This is a genomic window from Lewinellaceae bacterium, from assembly GCA_020636135.1.
Lineage (GTDB): Bacteria > Bacteroidota > Bacteroidia > Chitinophagales > Saprospiraceae > JAGQXC01.
The window spans coordinates 1,854,433-1,873,711 of sequence record JACJYK010000001.1; the positions used below are offsets into that span (position 1 = coordinate 1,854,433).

9 protein-coding genes are annotated in these 19,279 nt (G+C 46.9%); 4 read left to right on the forward strand and 5 right to left on the reverse strand.

Annotated features, from left to right (window positions below; translation table 11 throughout):
* The first annotated feature begins 123 nt into the window (after window positions 1-123).
* On the forward strand, window positions 124-504 hold the full coding sequence (locus tag H6570_06970) for a hypothetical protein (GenBank protein ID MCB9319005.1): 381 nt from the start codon (window positions 124-126) through the stop codon (window positions 502-504).
* A complete protein-coding gene (locus H6570_06975; GenBank protein ID MCB9319006.1) occupies window positions 504-2,429 on the forward strand; it encodes a tetratricopeptide repeat protein in 1,926 nt (641 codons plus the stop codon). Before H6570_06970 ends, H6570_06975 begins: the two co-directional genes overlap by 1 nt.
* On the opposite strand, the gene H6570_06980 is transcribed toward H6570_06975, so the two are convergent.
* The 5 genes from H6570_06980 to H6570_07000 all read right to left on the reverse strand — a co-directional run bounded on the left by H6570_06980 (window position 2,426) and on the right by H6570_07000 (window position 7,892).
* Window positions 2,426-4,351, reverse strand: coding sequence for a tetratricopeptide repeat protein (locus tag H6570_06980; protein MCB9319007.1), 1,926 nt, complete (start codon window positions 4,349-4,351; stop codon window positions 2,426-2,428). The two genes, H6570_06975 and H6570_06980, sit on opposite strands and share 4 nt — an antisense overlap.
* Complete coding sequence (locus tag H6570_06985) at window positions 4,348-4,974, reverse strand: HAD-IB family hydrolase (GenBank protein ID MCB9319008.1); 627 nt, start codon at window positions 4,972-4,974, stop codon at window positions 4,348-4,350. The genes H6570_06980 and H6570_06985 overlap by 4 nt, the downstream gene beginning before the upstream one ends.
* Complete coding sequence (locus H6570_06990) at window positions 4,974-5,708, reverse strand: SDR family NAD(P)-dependent oxidoreductase (protein ID MCB9319009.1); 735 nt, start codon at window positions 5,706-5,708, stop codon at window positions 4,974-4,976. The genes H6570_06985 and H6570_06990 overlap by 1 nt, the downstream gene beginning before the upstream one ends.
* The gene (locus H6570_06995; GenBank protein MCB9319010.1) at window positions 5,705-6,943 is read right to left on the reverse strand and encodes an FAD-binding oxidoreductase; all 1,239 of its coding nucleotides are present in this window, start codon (window positions 6,941-6,943) and stop codon (window positions 5,705-5,707) included. Before H6570_06995 ends, H6570_06990 begins: the two co-directional genes overlap by 4 nt.
* An 88-nt stretch (window positions 6,944-7,031) precedes the next feature.
* Entirely contained in the window at window positions 7,032-7,892 is an 861-nt protein-coding gene (locus H6570_07000; protein MCB9319011.1) for a UbiA prenyltransferase family protein, read from the reverse strand.
* Window positions 7,893-8,027: 135 nt separating this feature from the next.
* Between H6570_07000 and H6570_07005 the strand changes: the two genes are divergently transcribed.
* Window positions 8,028-9,749: a tail fiber domain-containing protein gene (locus H6570_07005; protein MCB9319012.1), complete on the forward strand. Its 1,722-nt coding sequence runs from the start codon at window positions 8,028-8,030 to the stop codon at window positions 9,747-9,749.
* A gap of 2 nt (window positions 9,750-9,751) precedes the next feature.
* Window positions 9,752-18,565 (forward strand): HYR domain-containing protein, encoded by an 8,814-nt coding sequence (locus H6570_07010; GenBank protein MCB9319013.1) that lies wholly within the window; start codon window positions 9,752-9,754, stop codon window positions 18,563-18,565.
* Window positions 18,566-19,279 lie beyond the last annotated feature (714 nt).

Below are 19,279 nucleotides of genomic sequence, written 5' to 3' on the forward strand. Positions count from 1 at the left end.
ATGGCCTATGGAGCCGTGAAAAATGCCAGCCGGATTGGGTTACTATCGTGTGTATTAATGATTGGTATTCCAATTGGGATTTGGCTAATACCTGTGACGATAAATACTCAATTATTGGATTCAGTGAAGGCATTATATCTGCAGAATAATTTTCATGTTCTGAATGCAACCATGGGTAAAGTGCTGGGTTATGCGGATGGAACAACCTTTTTTTTCTTTGAACCGGCTTATTACAAAATGCAGGTCTTCATTGCGTTTGCATACTTGTATCATTACCTGAACTGGTTTTCAAAAACAGGCGTTATCGGTTGGCACCGAAGTCTGAATCAGCAGAAAGTGATTTATGTAGTATCCATCTGGATCCTGTTTCTGGGGTTGGTGGCTTACAATTACCAGTTGGCAGTAACTTTACTTTTAACCTTAAGCCTACTTCATGTATTTTTGGAATTCCCATTAAACTTCATATCAATCCGTGGTTTGGTCCACGAACTAAAACGGTTGTGATGATGCAGGAAAGATCAGATGCTGTTTTCCAGAATGAAAATAGGATCGATGTATGGATCGGGATAGGAATAGGACTGATCTCCATGTTTGTTTTGGTGGGAGTGGTTAATAATCAGTTTGTTAATTGGGATGACCCTACTTACATCCTCAATAACTACTGGATTCAACATCTGTCCTTGAATACTGTATGGGAAATATTCAGCCACATGCAGGTCAATGGGTCCTACGTGCCATTGGTGCAATTATCCTGGGCCATAGATTATCTGATTTGGGGAGCAAATCCTTTTGGATTCCATTTAACCAATCTGCTGATTCATGGTGTCGTAGTCTATTTTGTGTACCATTTCACGTTGCGCTTACAGGGTAATCGTTTGATTGCTGGATTAGCTGCCCTGATTTGGGGAATCCATCCGATCAATGTTGAAGTGGTTGCCTGGATCTCTGCCCGCAAAGATTTGTTGTACGCCGTATTTCTTCTTCCCGCGCTGATATCGTGGATACACTACGTCAATTCCCGGGAATCACGATACTATTGGCGATGTTTCGGCTTATTTATACTGGCAATATTTTCCAAAGGCGTAGCGGTGATGCTTCCGCTTTTGCTTTTAATGTTAGATTATTATTTTGAGCGCCGGGATATCAAAAAATTGGTGCTTGAAAAACTGCCTTTTTTCGCGATGTCCCTGATCCTTGGCATTGTTGCTATCCTGGGACAGCCCATGGGGCCTGTTAAGCAGGCACTCGCTTCAATAAGTTTTTCTCAAAAGATCTACTTGTTCTTTTATCAGTTCGGTACCTATTTTCTACACCTGGTATTCCCTTTCAAATTATCTCCCTTTTATTCATTTACTGCTGATGCATCCGGTCAGCTTCCACTGAGTGTTTACATCATAGGAATTGGGACATTTCTCTCGCTTGCCGGATTGCTTTGGTTTATCAGGAGCCGGATATTCCAATTCGCATTGGCGTTTTTTGCACTTTGCATATTGCCCTATTTACAGATCATCCCCTTTGGGCAATCATTTATGGCTGATCGCTATATGTATATTGCCAGTATTTGTCTTATCCTGCTTTTCATCATGTGGCTCGGGCATTTGCGAAATCGTTTGGTAAATGGGAAGTCAATTGTATCAGCCCTGTCCGTAGCGTTTATCTTATTTATGGCTATTCAGACCGTTCGTTTAATCCCAGTCTGGAATTCAGGGTATACACTTTGGAACCAGGTTATTCGTCAAAACCCAAAGGAGCTGGTAGGGTACATGAATTTGTCTGATTGGTATTTACGTCAGGGACAAAGGCCGGATGCCTGGGTCGTGTATCAAAGGGCATTGGATGCCGGATTCAGAGATCCGGAATTGCTAAATAATATTGGCTATTACCTGCAGCAGGAGCAGAAATATCAGGATGCAGATAATGCATACCGAGACGCCATCCTGCAGGATAGCTCGTACAGCATTGCCTATTTGAACCGCGGATTGAATTACATCGCTATGGGAGATACTGCCCAGGCGATCCGGTATTTAAACCGGTTTGCTGACCTGGATCCTCAAAATCCTCTGGCGTATGTAAATCAGGGTGTATTGTATGAGAAATTGAAAGACTTTGATCTGGCAATCAAATCCTATTCTCATGCTTTGGAGCTGGACCCGAATAACGTTGTTTTTTTAAAATACCGGGCAGCTATCTATCAGAGGACCGGCGACTTTAACCGTTCGTGGACGGATCTGGAAAAAGCCTTGCGAATAAATCCTAAATATGCGGATGCATTGTATTGGCGTTCTAAATGTCAGGCTTTTTTTGGTGATTTCGAACAGGCTCGAAAGGACCTGACCGCAGCAAAAAATTATGGAGTAAAGGTCGACGATAAGGAATTTGAATTATTATCTAAAATGGAGGAAGAAGCCAGAGTTAAGGAGCAGAACTAGTTTTTTTCAGGTGTTTGGGCAAACATGAATTTTAGTGAATCCACGCTTTCATGGTGAATCAACCGGCGTTCAATGATTCGAATGAAAGTATCTTGCGGGATAAGCTTCAGATAAGACTGAGTAAGTGTTAAGGCATCGGTGTATTCCTTAGCATCCAAAGCACATTGCAGATTAATTCGCAGACTTTTTTCCAGGGTAGGGAAGCGCCATTCTAATAATTTTTTACTGTAATCATACGCTTCTTCGGATTGTTCCAATTGAAGGCTGCATTCCGTCAATCCCATATAAGCCCTTTTGGATTGTGCATCGTATTTCAATGCTTCATTAAAATAGTTTTTGGCTTCCACCAGGTTATTAACACTGCGTTCAAAATAGAATCCGGCTTCATTAAGTAATTCTGCATACTCCGCATCATGACCTGTTATGGCATACCTCTTCAATTCTGCGATGGTATTTTGCCATTGGAGGTCTTGGTCTTCAGCCCCCTGGGATTGAAGTTTGATGCCCGCCTGGATTAAATCAGCCGCATTGATCCAATACGTTTTGAAAACGTATTTACCCATGGTTTCATACCGTTTTCCCAATGCAAACTGGTTACTATTTACAAAATGGATGGAGAATCCCAGGATAAATAGACCTAATGCCGGACCGATCCATTTCTTCAGACCCTTTAATTGCACAGTTGTGGAAATTCCAATAAATAGCAATAACGGGGTTGGCAAACAGAAGAGATCCCAATCCCTGGGCATGGATAGTAATGGGTGAATAAAAAATAACAGGACCACCAATAAGATGAAGCTCGCTCCAATCATTTTTGCCTCATTGGACAAAGAACCAATTTCCCTTTGGCGTACAGCAACGATTAATAAGAACCAGATGACGGGCGAAAGACCAATCAATAGGAGTAAAAAATCCCATAAATGACTTGGGGCAAATAAAGTATAATGGAAGGTTTCAAGGTTGGAATATACTGGGAGAAACAGATGATCTGTGGGTTTTGATCCAGGGATCAATAGTTGAGGGTCTTCATAATCTTGCAGGATGATAAAATAAGTAACCAGTCCCAGGATAAGATAAGGTGCAAATATCCACTTAACGAGTCCTTTCAAATTAATTTGATCCTTTAATCTGATTTCTATCAATCGATAGAGAAATACCGGAATTAGTAGAAAGAAAATAAAATGAGATTTGATACAAAATAGCAACAACAATATGCTTGTAACATTGCGTAGACCACGGTTAGGGATATTTCCGGCCATCAGGAACCAACTGCATAAAACCAGGGAAGGGGCATAGATCTCTTCGTGTCCGAAAAAATTCTGGAGTCCGAAAATCCCCAGAATGGCAGTCCCGCCTATTATTCTTAAATTCCAGTAATTTGCCCGGGAAAACAGGTATAAAAACCAGGAAATCAAAAATAAAAACCCACTCGTAAAACTGAGAAGTCTGAAAACCCTGACATACGTCAACCCGGAATAATAAGATATTACCTGAACGAAATTTATCCAGGTTATCTCTCCGTTTTTAGGCCGGAATACATTAAAAGAAAATAGTTCCTTTAAGTTGAAAGGAAGTAATTCTGTTGACCTTACTCCCATTAATGTCTTGAATCTGGATGCATCACCGTAATAATCAACTTTTATGGGAAGCAGGGCAAAAAACACGGTAAATATACTTGCAATAATAATTGATTGGAGCACATCATTACTTTTTGAAGCAAGAAGCTCAGCAGGTAAAAGGGGGGGCTTGCTCCATAAAGGGTAAACTACCAACAATAGTCCACTCAATGCCAATGCAAGGGACACTTTTACAGGCAATGCCGCCAGCATATCGGTGGTCCAAAATAGCCCCGGCCAGATCCAGCCCAGTAAATAAAGGCTGTAGAAAAATAAGGCTGTGAGAACAATTACCGTAGACTTCATCTTTCGAAAGTTATCGGTTGTTTATGGAATATCCGGTAGCCCTGAAAGTGAGCCAAATGAAGCATGGGCAGATCGGAAGGGTGATCACCCCAGGCGGCAATAAATTCATAACCGGAAAGGTCAAGCGACTCACAAATTCGACGTGCTTTTTCTTCCCCCTTGCAGTTTTGAGTGGCTAGTTTTCCGGAATACAGACCATTGACCCATTCCAGTTCAGTGGCGATGCATTCAAGCTGATATTTATCGCAGAATGGTTTTACCAGCGGGGCAATGTTTGCACTGACCAGGACGATGCGATAGCCTCGTGTGCGTAACACTTGAATGGATTCCAGCGCCTGGAGGTACAATAAACCTCCAAGTTTTTTCTTGTGAAATTCTGCGATTTCATTTTCCAACTCGACCTTGGATTTATGCCGTATAAATTGATTAAGAAAATGGACTTTGAATTGTTCAGCGTTCAATATCCGGGTTAAATATCCGATATAGTGGGGGAGTAACCGCAGGAAAGCACTTGGCCACCTGTACCAGGGAGTAATGTATGCAACAAAAGAAATCAGGGTGTCTTTTGAGGTAATGGTGCCATCAAAATCGATCAACGCCAGTTTATTTTTTCCTTTATCCATTACCACCTCATGCGTTTGAAGACGGATTCTGGCATAATCCGTATGATTAGCATGATATAACGCCAGATTGGTTTCCAATACAGAATGTTTCTTTTGCCTTTCACGGTGTACCGGTAAATAGCCTTTGCCAGGCTTTCTGTTGAACAAGTTAGCAAGGGCGGAAGATGCATATTTTTCGTCATTCGGGTTTTTACATATCCCGGGATGACCGTCGTGACCTGGACTCGATAAGGATGTAAAGCATTTCGCAAGCCGGATAGATAAGCTATCAATCCTGCTTTTGCGCTTCCGTAAAAATAATTTGAAGCCCTTCCACGCAGCCCGGCCACTGAAGTGATGACGATCAGCTTGCCCCGATTTTGATTTTTTAACCGGTTAGCAGCTGATTGGAGCAAAGGAATAATGGATCGATAATTCGAGTCAATAATTTCCAGGCCATCTTGCGGACTATTCATCGCCTCATGGTGGTTTCCCAACGTGCCGATAGCACAAAGTATAACATCTAAATTTCCGGAAATGGATTGGAATACATGATCGAGCGTAGATTGATCGGGCGGATTTATTTCTATGATCCCGGATTTTATGGCATACCTTAAATTCAGATCCAGCTGAAAGGATTCCAGTTTCAATCGATCTCTTCCTGCCAGAAGAAGCAAATAGCCTTTGGCTGCAAAAAGCTCGCTACAAGCTTTGGCAATATCAGAAGTCGCGCCCAGAATTAAAACCCTTTTCATGTTCTTGTCAATTGCAATCGCGCAGACAATGCAGATGAAAATTTCAGATTATTCTCAAGCAGGAAATTTGTAAACCGTTGTGCGTCTGCATACATTATATTGAAAAATTCTCTTTTTAGAAGTGCATCCTTCGCTAAATAGATCCGGCCATTGAAATTTAAGGTGATACGATGCAAAGATTCAAAAAATACGGGCAGGTCTTTACTGAACTTGAAATCCATACAGATGGTAAAACCTGGAATAGGAAAGGACAACCATCCACCCGATGTTACACCGAAAGCTTTGATAACAGTAAGAAACGGGGTCTTGTGGTAAGTTTTGAGACAATTGAATAGTTCCTGGATGGCCATCAAAGCGCCCTCGGCAGGAAAGGCGGCTTGAAATTGCAGAAAACCCTTACGGCCGTAAAACCTGTTCCAGTGTTGTATTTTATCCAATGGAAAAAGGCATTGATGAAAGGATATTATTTTTTCATTTAGTTTGATTTGTTGCTTGAAGTGATACAAATTGTACATTCGAATCGTCATTGGATTCATCGCAATTCGCGGAGCATAAACGGGCATATTCCATGATCGAAAAGGAGTTGTTTTAAATGGGTTGTCCCGCTGATGATAAGGTAGGTCCTGAATGGATGCGGGTTTGTTTCGGGAAAATAACCCAAAACGATTTGGTTTGTTTGGATCGTTTATCCAGCCAAGCTGGTGTATGGATTCTGACGGAGAAATGCTGAATGCATCCAGCATTTCCGGTAAAGAATGTACTTCCCTTGTGTGCTGATGGTAAAATGCAGTTTCGATTTTTTCAACTCTAATTTTCGCCTGAAGAATAATTCCTGTTAAACCCATTCCTCCAATGGTTGCAAAAAACCAATCCTTATTGTGGTTTCTTGAACACGTGAGACAATTGCCGGGTCCTGCTTGTATTTTTATTTCTTCAACATGAGATCCAAAGCTTCCTGCGTACAGGTGATTTTTTCCATGGATGTCTGCAGCAATGGCACCCCCAATGGTGATTTTTGCAGTGCCTGGTAAAACCGGGAGGAAAAATCCCTGAGGAATAAGAAAAGCCAGAAGCTGCTCCAGCAGCAGCCCCCCTGCACAGATCAGGATTGTCCTGTCTTGATCCAGGATTATTTTTTGACTCCACTGCATGGTGCTTACCATGAAATCCCCTAATGAAGCATCACCGTACGATCGACCATTACCCCGGGGTGTCAGAGCAGGATAGGATTTCATGATGGCAGCTAAATTTTCCTGATTTTCCGGCTGCAGCAGTTTGCCACTTATGCGCGGGCAATTCGTCCAGTTTGAATATGTTCTCTTATCAGGCATAAAGTGAGATACTGAATAATAGCATCCAGGCTATCAATGACAAGAGCATAGGGCGGTCATTGAAAATATGTTCAATCGGATCAGAGGTGGCCTGATCCAAAAATATCGATTGCTGGTAGCGAAAGATACCATACAACACCGGCAGGATCGTCAGCATCAGAAAAGGTTGGCGATGCTGCGTCAATGGGTGACCCATAATGATATAAATAAGATAACAAACGGTCAAAACCGCACCGAGATAATTGATCATACCTTTTACAAAGCCCAGGGTGTAGCCGGTGAGTGAAGGTCGGATCAGGGTGTTGTTTGATTCCAGAAGCGTCAGATCGTGGTGCCTTTTAGACAGAGCCAGCAATAAGGCCAACAAGTAAACCATAATGATCAGCCAGGGTGAAATAACTACGTGGGCAAGCAAACCTCCCGCATAGATGCGCAGGACATAATTCAGGGACAGCAACAATACATCAAGGATCGCAATGGATTTTATCCACAAAGTATAAGCAAGATTTAGCAGTACATAGCCGGTTAAAAGAATAAAAAAGGGAGGTGAAAGCCATAAAGCTCCACCCAAACCGATTCCGGCAAGTAACAATGCTGTGATCAATGCACGATGTGGTGAAATGGCACCCTGAGCTACCGGGCGGTGTTTCTTGTCAGGATGGTTTAGATCAAAGTTGAGGTCCCGGACATCATTCAATATATAGATTCCGCTTGCGGTAAAGGAAAAGAACAGAAACCCGAAAGTACATTGGATTAAGGATGCTGTCTCCCCCATTTTCCCGGCAAAGAACAGGGGGAAAAAAATCAGGAGATTCTTACTCCAGTGAAGAATTCGCAATAGTCTGAAAGCCATCAAGTTCTGATGATCTGATCCATAATTGGAGCAATGGTACCCAATAAACAAAGAAATGACGGTCTTTAAGAGTATAATACAAGGTTTAATGAGTATTTTTCATATGTTTATGTTTTACAATTGAAAAACCTCGATATGACCAATTTAAGAAGAGATGCCTTCCCCAGGCCGTTTCTCGCAATATTTTTCTGCGGGTGCTTCTTAATGGCGATGCATCCAGGCTACAGCCAAATCGGTAATGAGTCGTTGGGCACTGGTGCCGGGATTAGTATCACCTCCGGAGACTACAACGTTTTCATCGGAGACAGCTCCGGAACCAACATGTCGAGTGGATCCCATAACAGTTTTTTGGGGTACCGCTCGGGATTTAGTAGCACCAATTCTTCTGACAATACCTTTATCGGAAGGGATGCCGGCTATTCCAACACGACAGGAGCAGACAATACCTTTGTGGGGGCCCGGGCCGGTATGTTAAGCACGGCAACAGACAACACATTCATCGGTTCGGAAGCAGGGTATGTGAATACTACAGGCACCGACAATACCTTTGTCGGAGAGCAAGCAGGGTATGAAAATACGAGCGGAAGCCGCAACGTCTTTGTGGGCGAGGACGCTGGCTATCGTAATTCAACTGGTTATGATAATACCTTTCTGGGCCGCATGTCAGGAAGAACCAATACCACCGGTTATCGCAATACGTATGTTGGCAATGAATCCGGCTACGACAGTGAAGACGGGCACCACAACACGGCGGTCGGTGACTCCAGCTTGACCGATAACAGCTCTGGCACACATAATACATCCATTGGTGCAGCCTCTCTTGCAGCCACTGAGTATGGTAGTTACAATACTGCAGTAGGTGCCTATGCCGGGTGGGATAACAACCGCACGAATGATCAAAATAATGCAAATCGAAATACATATCTGGGAGCTTTCGCCGGATATTCCAACAGGAGAGGAGAGGACAATGTAGGAATAGGCGCACGTGCGGACTTCAACAATACGGATCGGAGCCGGACGACTTTCATAGGAGCAGATGCCCTTGCCGGCGATAACGATGTTGTAGCGATCGGCTACCACGCGGAGGCCCGGGGTGTTTTTTCGATCCTTGTTGGAGGCGAATCATCTACAACTACCAATGGTGATCGTTCCATAGCGATTGGTTACGATGCTGATATTGCCAAACAAAATTCCATTGCCATTGGATACAATACCGATGTGTCCGGGACAAATTCCGTGGCAATAGGGTACCAGTCCCAGGTTAATGTAGATAACGAAGTCTATTTGGGTAATGTGACCACCTCGGCCATCGGTGGGATTGTCAACTGGTCGGCGACATCCGATAAACGATTTAAGAAGGATGTCAGTGAGAACGTCCCGGGATTGGTTTTCATTGACCTGTTGCGCCCGGTCACCTATCATTTCGATGCGGAAAAAATGGCGGAGTTTGAAGGATACAGTCTGGACAGATCTTTGCGCAAGGCTGCGTTGATCAAAGCGGGTATCCGGTATTCCGGTTTTTTGGCGCAGGACGTTCAGGAAGCGGCTGAATCCCTGGGATTTGAATTCTCCGGGGTAAAAGTGCCGGCAAACCCGGAGACAGAAGCCTACGGATTGCGTTATGCAGAATTTGTTGTTCCCCTGGTGAAAGCAACGCAGGAACTGCATGCGATCATTCAAAAACAGGATCAGCAACTGGCTACACAGGCAGATATCAACAAATCTCAGGAAGCTAAATTAGCTGCCTACCAACAGCTGTTAGCTGAATTAGGTGCCAGGATTTCGATTTTGGAAGCCCAGGCCTCACCATCCAATCATCCTTCGAAAGGCACGAATGAGGTGTCTCCAAACCGGTAAATGTGGAAAGATCGAGATGCACATGGATTGGAGACTGGGTCCTTAAGACCTGTTTCTTAATCTCCCTGTTGGCAGGTTCTGGGCTTTTACATGCTCAGCTGATCAATCAAGGCACTGAAACGGTTGTAAATACGACGACGATCTACCGGCAAGAGCATGCTTCGGTTGCTATGGACACGGCAGGAAATTATGTCGTCGTCTGGGCAACCAACCATACCACAAATACCAATGACGGAATCTATGCCCAGCGATACCTGAGTGACGGAACACCCAACGGCTCCGAAATTCAGGTTACTACAAATAAGGGATTATATCCGGACGTAACCATGGCGCCAGGCGGTCAGTTTATCATTGTCTGGCAACAATATTCCAATGCGGACGGGTGGGATGTTTATGGGAATTTTTTTAGTGCTACAGGAAATCCGGGAGGCGCTTTTCCTCTTGCAAATGATGTATCTGGAAACCAGCGCTTTCCCAGGGTGGGGATGGATTCACTTGGGAATTTTGTAGCGGTATGGGACGACGATCTGGATATCTATGCTCAACGGTTTAATACTGGGCAGTCCATGGTTGGAGCTCCCATCCAAATTGATACTTCCAACAATGGTTTTCAATCCTATCCTGATATTCATGTTTTCCCGGATGGAGCATTTAATGTCGTTTGGGAGAGTTACGGACAGGATGGTTCCTTATCCGGAATCCGGTTACGTCGTTTGGATGCTTCCGGTGGTTTTCTTAGCAATGAAATTGCAGTAAACAATTATACATCTGGGAATCAGGTCAGTCCCAGGATTTCCGGAGATACTACAGGCAAATTTATTGTCACCTGGGTAAGCGATGAGCAGGATGGTGACGAAGAGGGCATTTATGCTCAGCGGTTCAATAGTTCAGGGGCAAAGGTTGGGGGAGAGTTTCTGGTTAATACGACTACAGCAGGAGCTCAGGACAACCCGGATGTAAGTATGCATGATAATGGCACCTTCCTGATTAGTTGGAACAGTTATGGGCAGGATGGCGAATTTTTCGGCGTGTATTTCCAGTATTTTGATGCCACCGGACAACGCATATTTGACGAAACCCGCGCCAATACCACCACTGCCGGATTTCAGCAATTTTCTTCTATTGGCATGCGCACACAATTTAATATTGTCATCGCATGGCAGGACGGAGGACGGCAGTCGACGACTTCTCTGGATGGAGACGATTATGCCATTGTGCTTCAAAACATGACCATAGGCTGTACATTCACCTGTCCAGATCCGATTTCTGCGTATTCCGACGCAAGTTGTGCTTTTGTCATGCCAGATTACACCGGTTTGGTCATGACGGATCCGAGTTGTATGGATCCGGTAGCTGTAAGCCAGGATCCTGCCCCCGGAGTTACTATCTATAATGATACCCTTGTTACATTTACGGTTACAGATGCCCTTGCAATTCCGGCTACTTGTTCGGCATTGCTGACCTTGCTTGACACCTTCCCTCCACAGTTAAGCTGCCCCTCAAGTGTTAATGCGATTGTTGATTTTAGTTGTCAGGGGCAGGTGCCTGATCTGACAAATGTGGGGATGGTGACCGATAATTGCACCGATCCATCCAATATTGTCTGGAGTCAATCGGTCCTTGCAGGCACCATCTTTACTGAGGATACGATGGTGCAGGTAACGGTCATGGACGAAGCTGGAAATGAAGCCAGTTGCATAGTGAACATTATCGGTGAGGATACTACCAGGCCAGTTGCTGTTTGTCAGGATATAACGGTCTATCTGGATGGAAGCGGAAATGCCAGCATCACTGCCAGCGATATCGATGGAGGTAGTTCGGACAACTGTTCAGTTAGTAACTTGTCGCCAAACCCGGCTGCCTTCACCTGTGCGGGTATCGGCTCCAATAATGTCACCTTAACGGTAACGGACGGAAGTATGAATAGCAATCAGTGCATTTCCGTAGTTACCGTACAAGATACCACCAGGCCCACCGCTGTGTGTCAAAATATTACCATTTATCTGGATGGCAGTGGTAATGCAAGCATTACGGCAGGAAATGTGGATGGCGGCAGCAGCGACAATTGTTCGGTGAACAATCTATCTGCCAGTACTACCTCGTTTACGTGTGCAGATATTGGTGCCAATTCAGTGACATTGACGGTTGGTGATGCAAGTTCAAACAACAATACTTGTATGGCGACGGTTACGGTTCAGGACTCGGTTTCACCGGTGGCTGTATGTCAAAATATCACGGTTTATCTGGATGGCAGTGGAAATGCGAACATTACGGCAGGCGATGTGGATGGAGGCAGCACCGATAACTGTTCAGTGAGCAATATATCTGCCAGCCCTACCTCTTTTACGTGTGCAAATATTGGAGCCAATTCGGTGACGTTGACAGTACGTGATGCGAGTTCAAACAGTAAAACATGTATGGGTACGGTTACGGTTCAGGACTCGGTTTCACCGGTGGCTGTGTGTCAAAATATCACGGTTTATCTGGATGTCAGTGGAAATGCGGGCATTTCGGGTTCGGATGTGGATGGAGGAAGTACAGATAATTGCAGCATTTCAGCATTGTCCGCCAATCCCAGCACTTTTACGTGCGCTGAAATTGGTTCCAACAATGTCACGCTGATTGTGACGGATGTGAGTTTGAATTCCAGGAGCTGCATTGCAATGGTGACGGTGCGTGACACGACCCGTCCGGTTGCGGTTTGTCAGGACATCACGGTATATCTTGATGGAGGAGGTATTGCATTTATCTCTGCCGGAGATGTCGGTGGAGGCAGTACGGACAACTGTTCAGTGACTAGCCAACAAGTTAGTCGCACCGGCTTTTCTTGCAGTGATAGGGGCCCGAATCCGGTAACACTTACGGTCTTTGATGCCAGTTCCAACTCCAGCTCATGTTCAGCGACAGTTACGGTGCGTGACACGACCCGTCCAGTTGCAGTCTGTAAAGACATTACAGTAAGCCTTGATGGCAATGGAACAGCGGTTGTAACTTCTTTTGATCTGGATGGAGGTAGCAGTGATAACTGCTTTGGTGTAACCACGAATGCATTTGCAGTCTTTACGTGCTCCGATACAGGCACAAATCAAGTTACCGTTGAGGTCTACGATTACAGTTCTAATTCCAGCTCCTGTATTGCAAATGTAACGGTAAAAGACAATAACCCACCTACGGCGATTTGTCAGGACATAACCGTCTATCTGGATAATATGGGCATGGCCTCCATCAATCCGGTGGATTTGGACAATGGCAGTACGGACAATTGCAGCATTCAGAGTTATTTATCGGGAATTTCATCGGTATCCTGTGCAAACCTGGGTACCATCCTGGATTCATTGTATGTAACAGATCCCAGTGGCAATACAGGTAAGTGCGCTGCAACCATCACGGTGTATGATACTACCTCCCCGGTTGCCAATTGTCAAAACATCACCGTTTACCTGGATGCCTCCGGTATGGCCTCGATAGTGAGCATCGATGTGGATGGTGGCAGTACGGACAATTGTGGGATCACCGGTTATGCGGCAACTCCTGCCGATTTTACATGTGGTGAAGTGGGCAATAATGCAGTGACTTTAAAGGTATCCGATGCAAGTGCCAATTCGGACTCTTGCACGGCCACCGTGACGGTGCAGGATACGACGCGGCCCATGGCGATTTGCCAGAACATAACAGTAACGTTGGATAATCTGGGCCAGGTCACCATCGCATCGTCGGACCTGGATAATGGCAGTAGTGATGCTTGTGGCATTGCTTCGATCGTTGCTTCTGATACTACGTTCGATTGTATGGATGTCGGCGGGAATGCGGTTACGCTGACAGTTTCGGATGTGAACGGGAACAGCAAATCGTGCCTTTCAACAGTAACGGTACGAGACAATATAGCACCAATGGCCAGCTGTAAAGATATTACGGTCATTCTGGACAATATGGGCATGGCCTCGATCTTGCCAACGGACCTCGATAATGGGAGCAACGACAATTGCAGCATTCAAACATATACCGCCAGTAAGACCGCATTTACCTGTGCTGATGTAGGCTTAAATATAGACACCCTTCATGTATATGACCCTAGTGGGAATGGCAGTGGCTGCCTGTCCACGGTTACGGTGGAGGATAACAATGCACCTACTCCGGTCTGTAAAGACATAACGGTCAATATCCAGAATACAATGCCGGATCCATCGGTAAGTATCAGTGCGACCGATATAGAATCCACACCGACGATGGATGCCTGTGGCATAGCATCTTTATCACTGAGTCAAACGGTCTTCACCTGCCAGAATTTGGGCGCCAATATGGTGTACCTGGTAGCCGTAGATAACAACGGTAACCGGGACTCCTGCCTATCGATGGTGACGGTAGCTGACCCGAATATCTTATGTTGCGACACCCCGAGTATCACGTGTCCTGCGGATATCACAGTGACAGCGGATCCTTTTGCCTGTGAGGTACAAGTAAGTTACCCGGACCCTACGGTGATGAGCAATTGTACGCCGGTGATCACGCAGCTTACCGGCCCCGCATCGGACAGCATCCTGGACTTCGGGATGTATACGGTCCAATTCGAGGCGAGCAATGCACCCACCAAAAAAGACACGTGTTCGTTTACGATCACGGTTCTGGAGAACGGCCAGGCCCAATCGTTGCAATCCGGTGCCAAACGAGCGGCAGCAGGCCTTTCTTGCCAGGATCATGTGAACATCAGCCTGAGCAGCGATTGCCAGCGTGTGATCACGGCCCGTGATGTGCTGGTTACCGGCAGCGCCGGCTGTATCGACCGCTACAACTGCGAAGTATTTATACCGGGATCACTGACACCCATCCCGGGAGCTACCCTGACGTACGAACACGTCGGACAGACGTTGACCTATGTGGTGGAAGACATCCAGTCGGGCGGCAAATGCTGGGGTACGCTGAAGCTGGAAGACAAGCTGGGCCCGGTCATCCGTTGCGAGAACGATACGCTGACGTGCCTGGAAGCGGCTATTCTATCCTCTGAAGAATACCTCGAAACGTTGGTGAGCGACTGTGGTCCTTATCCGGCGCGGGTAGACCTGGTAAATTCGATCTGGGAAGACTACCACTGCGAAGATTCGTTATTCAGTGGCAAGATCACGCGAACGATCCGGAGCAGCGATCCATGGGGCAACCACAACGAATGCACCCAGGAGATCTGGATCGAGCGGAATAACCTGGACAGCCTGATCTGTCCGGATACGATCGAGGTAGAGTGCACGCTGCTGGAACTGTACAAGCAGTACGGATTACTGGATTCTCTGGCCAAAGAATTGTTTGGAGGCAGTATAAAGCTGGATCTGGAGGCTTTGGATCCCTTCACCTTACAGGTGATCACGCGGTTCCTGTACAATACCCCCATTACGGCTTATCCGGAAATCAAGACGCTGGATGGCGGGACGAGTCCGCTGTGGGTTCCGGATTATTACTACGAGCTGTTCCCGGGGCTGGCGAATGCGCACTGCAATACGATAGCGGAATACGAGGATAAGGTATTTGAGATCTGTGGCAAATCGCGGAAGATCAGGAGAACGTGGACGATCTACGACTGGTGCGGACACCGGGATACGACGTGTGAGCAATGGATCATCGTCAAAGATACGATAGCGCCGTTCCTGAATTTCTTTGATTATTTCGACCTGGGCAGATCGGAAATGGATACGACGTCGTTGCTTGACCTGGCGGATAAGTTTACGGTACTGGCGTATACGGAGCCGCACGACTGTAAGGCACATGTACATCTTCCGGATGTAAAAAAATACTTCTTTGACTGCAACGACTTTGAAGTGGGTTATGAGGTAGAAGTAGCCGACGCGGGCCATCCTGGTAAGACGACGGTATTGAGCGGTACGCTGCCGGCAGACATCTATTTACCGGAAGGAGTTTTTACCATCAAATTGCGGTTGGTGGATGCGTGCTGGAATACGAGTTTGGAAGTGTTGCCGGAAAATTTATTTGGGGTAGGTGGCTTCAGATCCCTGTTCACGACGCTGGTGCCGGGGATCACGGTGCAGGTATTGGATGCGACGCCTCCGACGCCGGTGTGTGATGAGATCACGCAGGTGACCCTGGACCCGGCGAGCTGCTGGGCACGGATCAACGCGGAGGATCTGGATGACGGCAGCCACGACAACTGCTGCGATCAGCTGTATTATGCGGTGGCGCTGAAAGATAGCGTAGACTACTACGAAGCGCAGTTCCAGGAGTTTTTGTCGTCGGTGACGGAAGAATATTTCGGAGTAGACATTCCATTTGACGGCCTGGGCCTTTATGAGACCGAGGCTCCCAACCTGGTGTCGTTCATGCGGGTGGCACATGAGGTATGGATGAACCTGTGTGCGTTTGATGTGGTTGAAGACCTGACGGAGTGTGGAGAAGACCAGGTTGTGCTGCGGGTGTACGAAGCTTGTGGACTACGGCCCTACGACGAACACATCAAGAAGAACGTGACGTGCATCCTGCCACCGATCTATCAGACGACACCGGGGGGTACACCTACGGCGGTCTACCAGTGGACGATCGACACGAAGCAGGAGCATTTCTTCTACGAGCTGATGAATGCCTGCTGGGATGATTATTTCCCATTGCTGGGCTGCATCACGAATGAGTCGCTGTACCTGCGTTATGTATGGTGCCTGGTGGAATACTACAAAGACAAAGGTCAGTTTGTACAGCTGAACAAGATGACGCTGGATCAGATCGAGCTGGAACTGCAGAACATCCTGAATGCAGACATTGGCGAGTGCATTGTAGACAACATACCGGAGATCCTGGTGGGCCTGAAGGTGAAACAAAACTTCATGTACACGGATCTGCTGAAGACGAAATACAACGACTGCTGGATCGAGGTGCTGAAGGACGACAAGACACCACCGGTGGTGGTAGCACCTGAAGATGTTACGGTGTACTGCGACGGCGTACCTTACAACTGGACGGTCACCAAGCATTACGATTACGGGACAAAGTCGGTGGAATTAGGAGGAGAAGGAGCAAGCTTTGCGCATGATGTCTGTGAAGGCGGTGATGTGCTGAGTGATCATTGCATCACGCCACAACTGGTGTTCACGATCCTGACGCCGCCCAATGGTGGTTACGACGTGGTGAGTTGCTGCGTGGAGCAACCGTGGGATGGTGGTGAATACGGCTATTACGGAGGACCCCAGGTGGAAGGATATGCGTACGACGCCTGTGTGGATGGACTGGCGACGATCATACCCCAGTTGTCGCACGACTGGAAGCCGATCTATTGCCAGATCTGGTTGCTGCTGGATCAATACGACAATAAGGATGGCGGTCATCCGGATCCACAAAGCTACTTTGAGGATACAGCGGAAGACTGGGTGATCACAGACAACTGTTCATTGCCGGATACGCAAGTGGAGATTACCGGCAGTCTGAACGAATGTGGGGTAGGGACGCTGACGAAGACGGTGACGGCTACGGACAAGTGTGGTAACACCGCACACGACACGCAGACCCTGTATGTGAAGCCACGCTCCGACTTTGAGGTGATCTTCCCGGCAGATGCGGTGGTGGACTGTACGGATGGAGCGAACCTGGCAGCGGACCGCACAGGAGCGGGCTATCCGGAGATCAGCGACGACGATTGTGAGCTGATCGGGGTGACGTACTCGGATGAGCGCTACGATGTAACGGAAGGGTGTTATAAGATCTTAAGGCACTGGAAGCTGATCGACTGGTGTGTTTATTCACCGGACCTCCATAACCGCTATCCGGATGTGATCGTGGATGACCGGCTGCTGGCCGGAGAAGCGCGTCAGTGTGTTGTACGGAATCTGAAGGATGATGGTGATGGGTTTATGGAATACATCCAGGTGATCAAGGTGGTGGATGACGAAGCACCGGTGATTGTATGCAATGAGCTGGGTGAGACCTGTATCTACGACAACAACTGCGATGCAGCGACGGTTAACTATGAGTTGCTGGCCTCAGGCACGGACAACTGTGCAGCAGCGGATGAGATCCAATACCGCTACACGGTATTGGCCGATGAGACGACACCGGTAGTTTACGGACAAGGCCATGAATTAACAGCAGAACTGGCCGTCGGCATCTATGGTGTCTGGCTGGTGGGTAAGGATCGTTGTGGGAACAAGGACAGTTGTTACACAACCTTCACGATAAGAGACTGCAAGAACCCAACGCCGTATTGTTACCATGGCATCGCCACGGTGGTGATGAGTCCATCGGGGGAGGTTGAAGTATGGGCTAGAGACTTCGATGCCGGCAGCTACGACAACTGTACGACGGCTGATGACTTGATCCTGAGCTTTACGGAAGACGGAGAAACACCAAGCATAACCTTCACCTGTGCCGATATCCCGGATGGCAGATCTCAAGAGATCGAGGTGGAGATCTGGGTGATCGATGAAGCGGGAAATAAGGACTTCTGTACGACCACGCTACTACTACAGGACAATACAGGTAATGCCTGCCAGGACAGCAGTCCGTTGACCGGGTCAGGAGCTGGATTGGCGCAGCCGGGGCAACAGGTTAAGGGAGAAGGGTTAAGGACGCCAGAGCTCTACCAGAACACGCCGAACCCATTCAGCGGAGAGACGAAGATCGGATTCTGGCTGCCGGAGAGCATGACAGCCACCCTGCGGGTGATAGATGTGACGGGTAAGGAGCTGTACCGTGTGAGCGGTAACTATTCGGGAGGTAATCATCTGATTACCCTGGAATCTGGCAGTATTCCGGAAGTGATGGGGGTACTGTTCTATCAACTGGAAACGGAGAAAGGGGTATTGAATAAGCGTATGGTAAAGGTGAATTAACCAATGCTGACCGGTGCTGACCGACCGCAGGGAGCGTCAGTAGAAACCGAAAAAGGGGTATTGAACAGACGCATGGTGCAGGTGAATTAACCAATGCTGACCGGTGCTGACCGACCGAAGGGAGCGTCAGTAGAAACGGAGAAAGTCGTATTGAATAAACGCATGGTGAAGGTGAATTGATAGGTATGCTGACAATGCGCCAGCATTCGTCAGTAGCATGGTAAAGGTGAATTAACCAATGCTGACCGGTGCTGACCGACCGAAGGGAGCGTCAGTAGAAACGGAGAAAGGGGTATTGAATAAGCGTATGGTGAAGGTGAATTAATAGGGATGCTGACAATGCGCCAGCATTCGTCAGTAGGATGGACAAGGTGAATTGATAGGTATGCTGACAATGCGCCAGCATTCGTCAGTAGGATGGTGAAGGTGGATTAATTAATACTAACAACGCACTAGCTATCGCCAGCCCAATATGCGGACAACGGCAAAAGATCGATCGTAAATCCTGACATCTTAGTGACAAAGGAGAGTCAGGAGACTCTGAAGAGACATGGCATTGCGAAAGCAATCGTCAGTAAGTGTGGTGTTCTATGGTATCCGATACGTTATTATTCTACAGTTTTGGATATTAAATTCATCGTTTTTACTATTTCATACCTCATTCATTATTGAATTTCGGACATGTTATTTTATCGTACCAGGATTCAATTTTGG

Coding starts and splice junctions, on each gene's coding strand:
- H6570_07005 (MCB9319012.1), top strand. CDS start 8,028: ATGACCAATTTAAGAAGAGATGCCTTCCCCAGGCCGTTTCTCGCAATA.
- H6570_06980 (MCB9319007.1), bottom strand. CDS start 4,351: ATGAAGTCTACGGTAATTGTTCTCACAGCCTTATTTTTCTACAGCCTT.
- H6570_06995 (MCB9319010.1), bottom strand. CDS start 6,943: ATGAAATCCTATCCTGCTCTGACACCCCGGGGTAATGGTCGATCGTAC.
- H6570_07000 (MCB9319011.1), bottom strand. CDS start 7,892: ATGGCTTTCAGACTATTGCGAATTCTTCACTGGAGTAAGAATCTCCTG.
- H6570_06985 (MCB9319008.1), bottom strand. CDS start 4,974: ATGGATAAAGGAAAAAATAAACTGGCGTTGATCGATTTTGATGGCACC.
- H6570_06975 (MCB9319006.1), top strand. CDS start 504: ATGATGCAGGAAAGATCAGATGCTGTTTTCCAGAATGAAAATAGGATC.
- H6570_06990 (MCB9319009.1), bottom strand. CDS start 5,708: ATGAAAAGGGTTTTAATTCTGGGCGCGACTTCTGATATTGCCAAAGCT.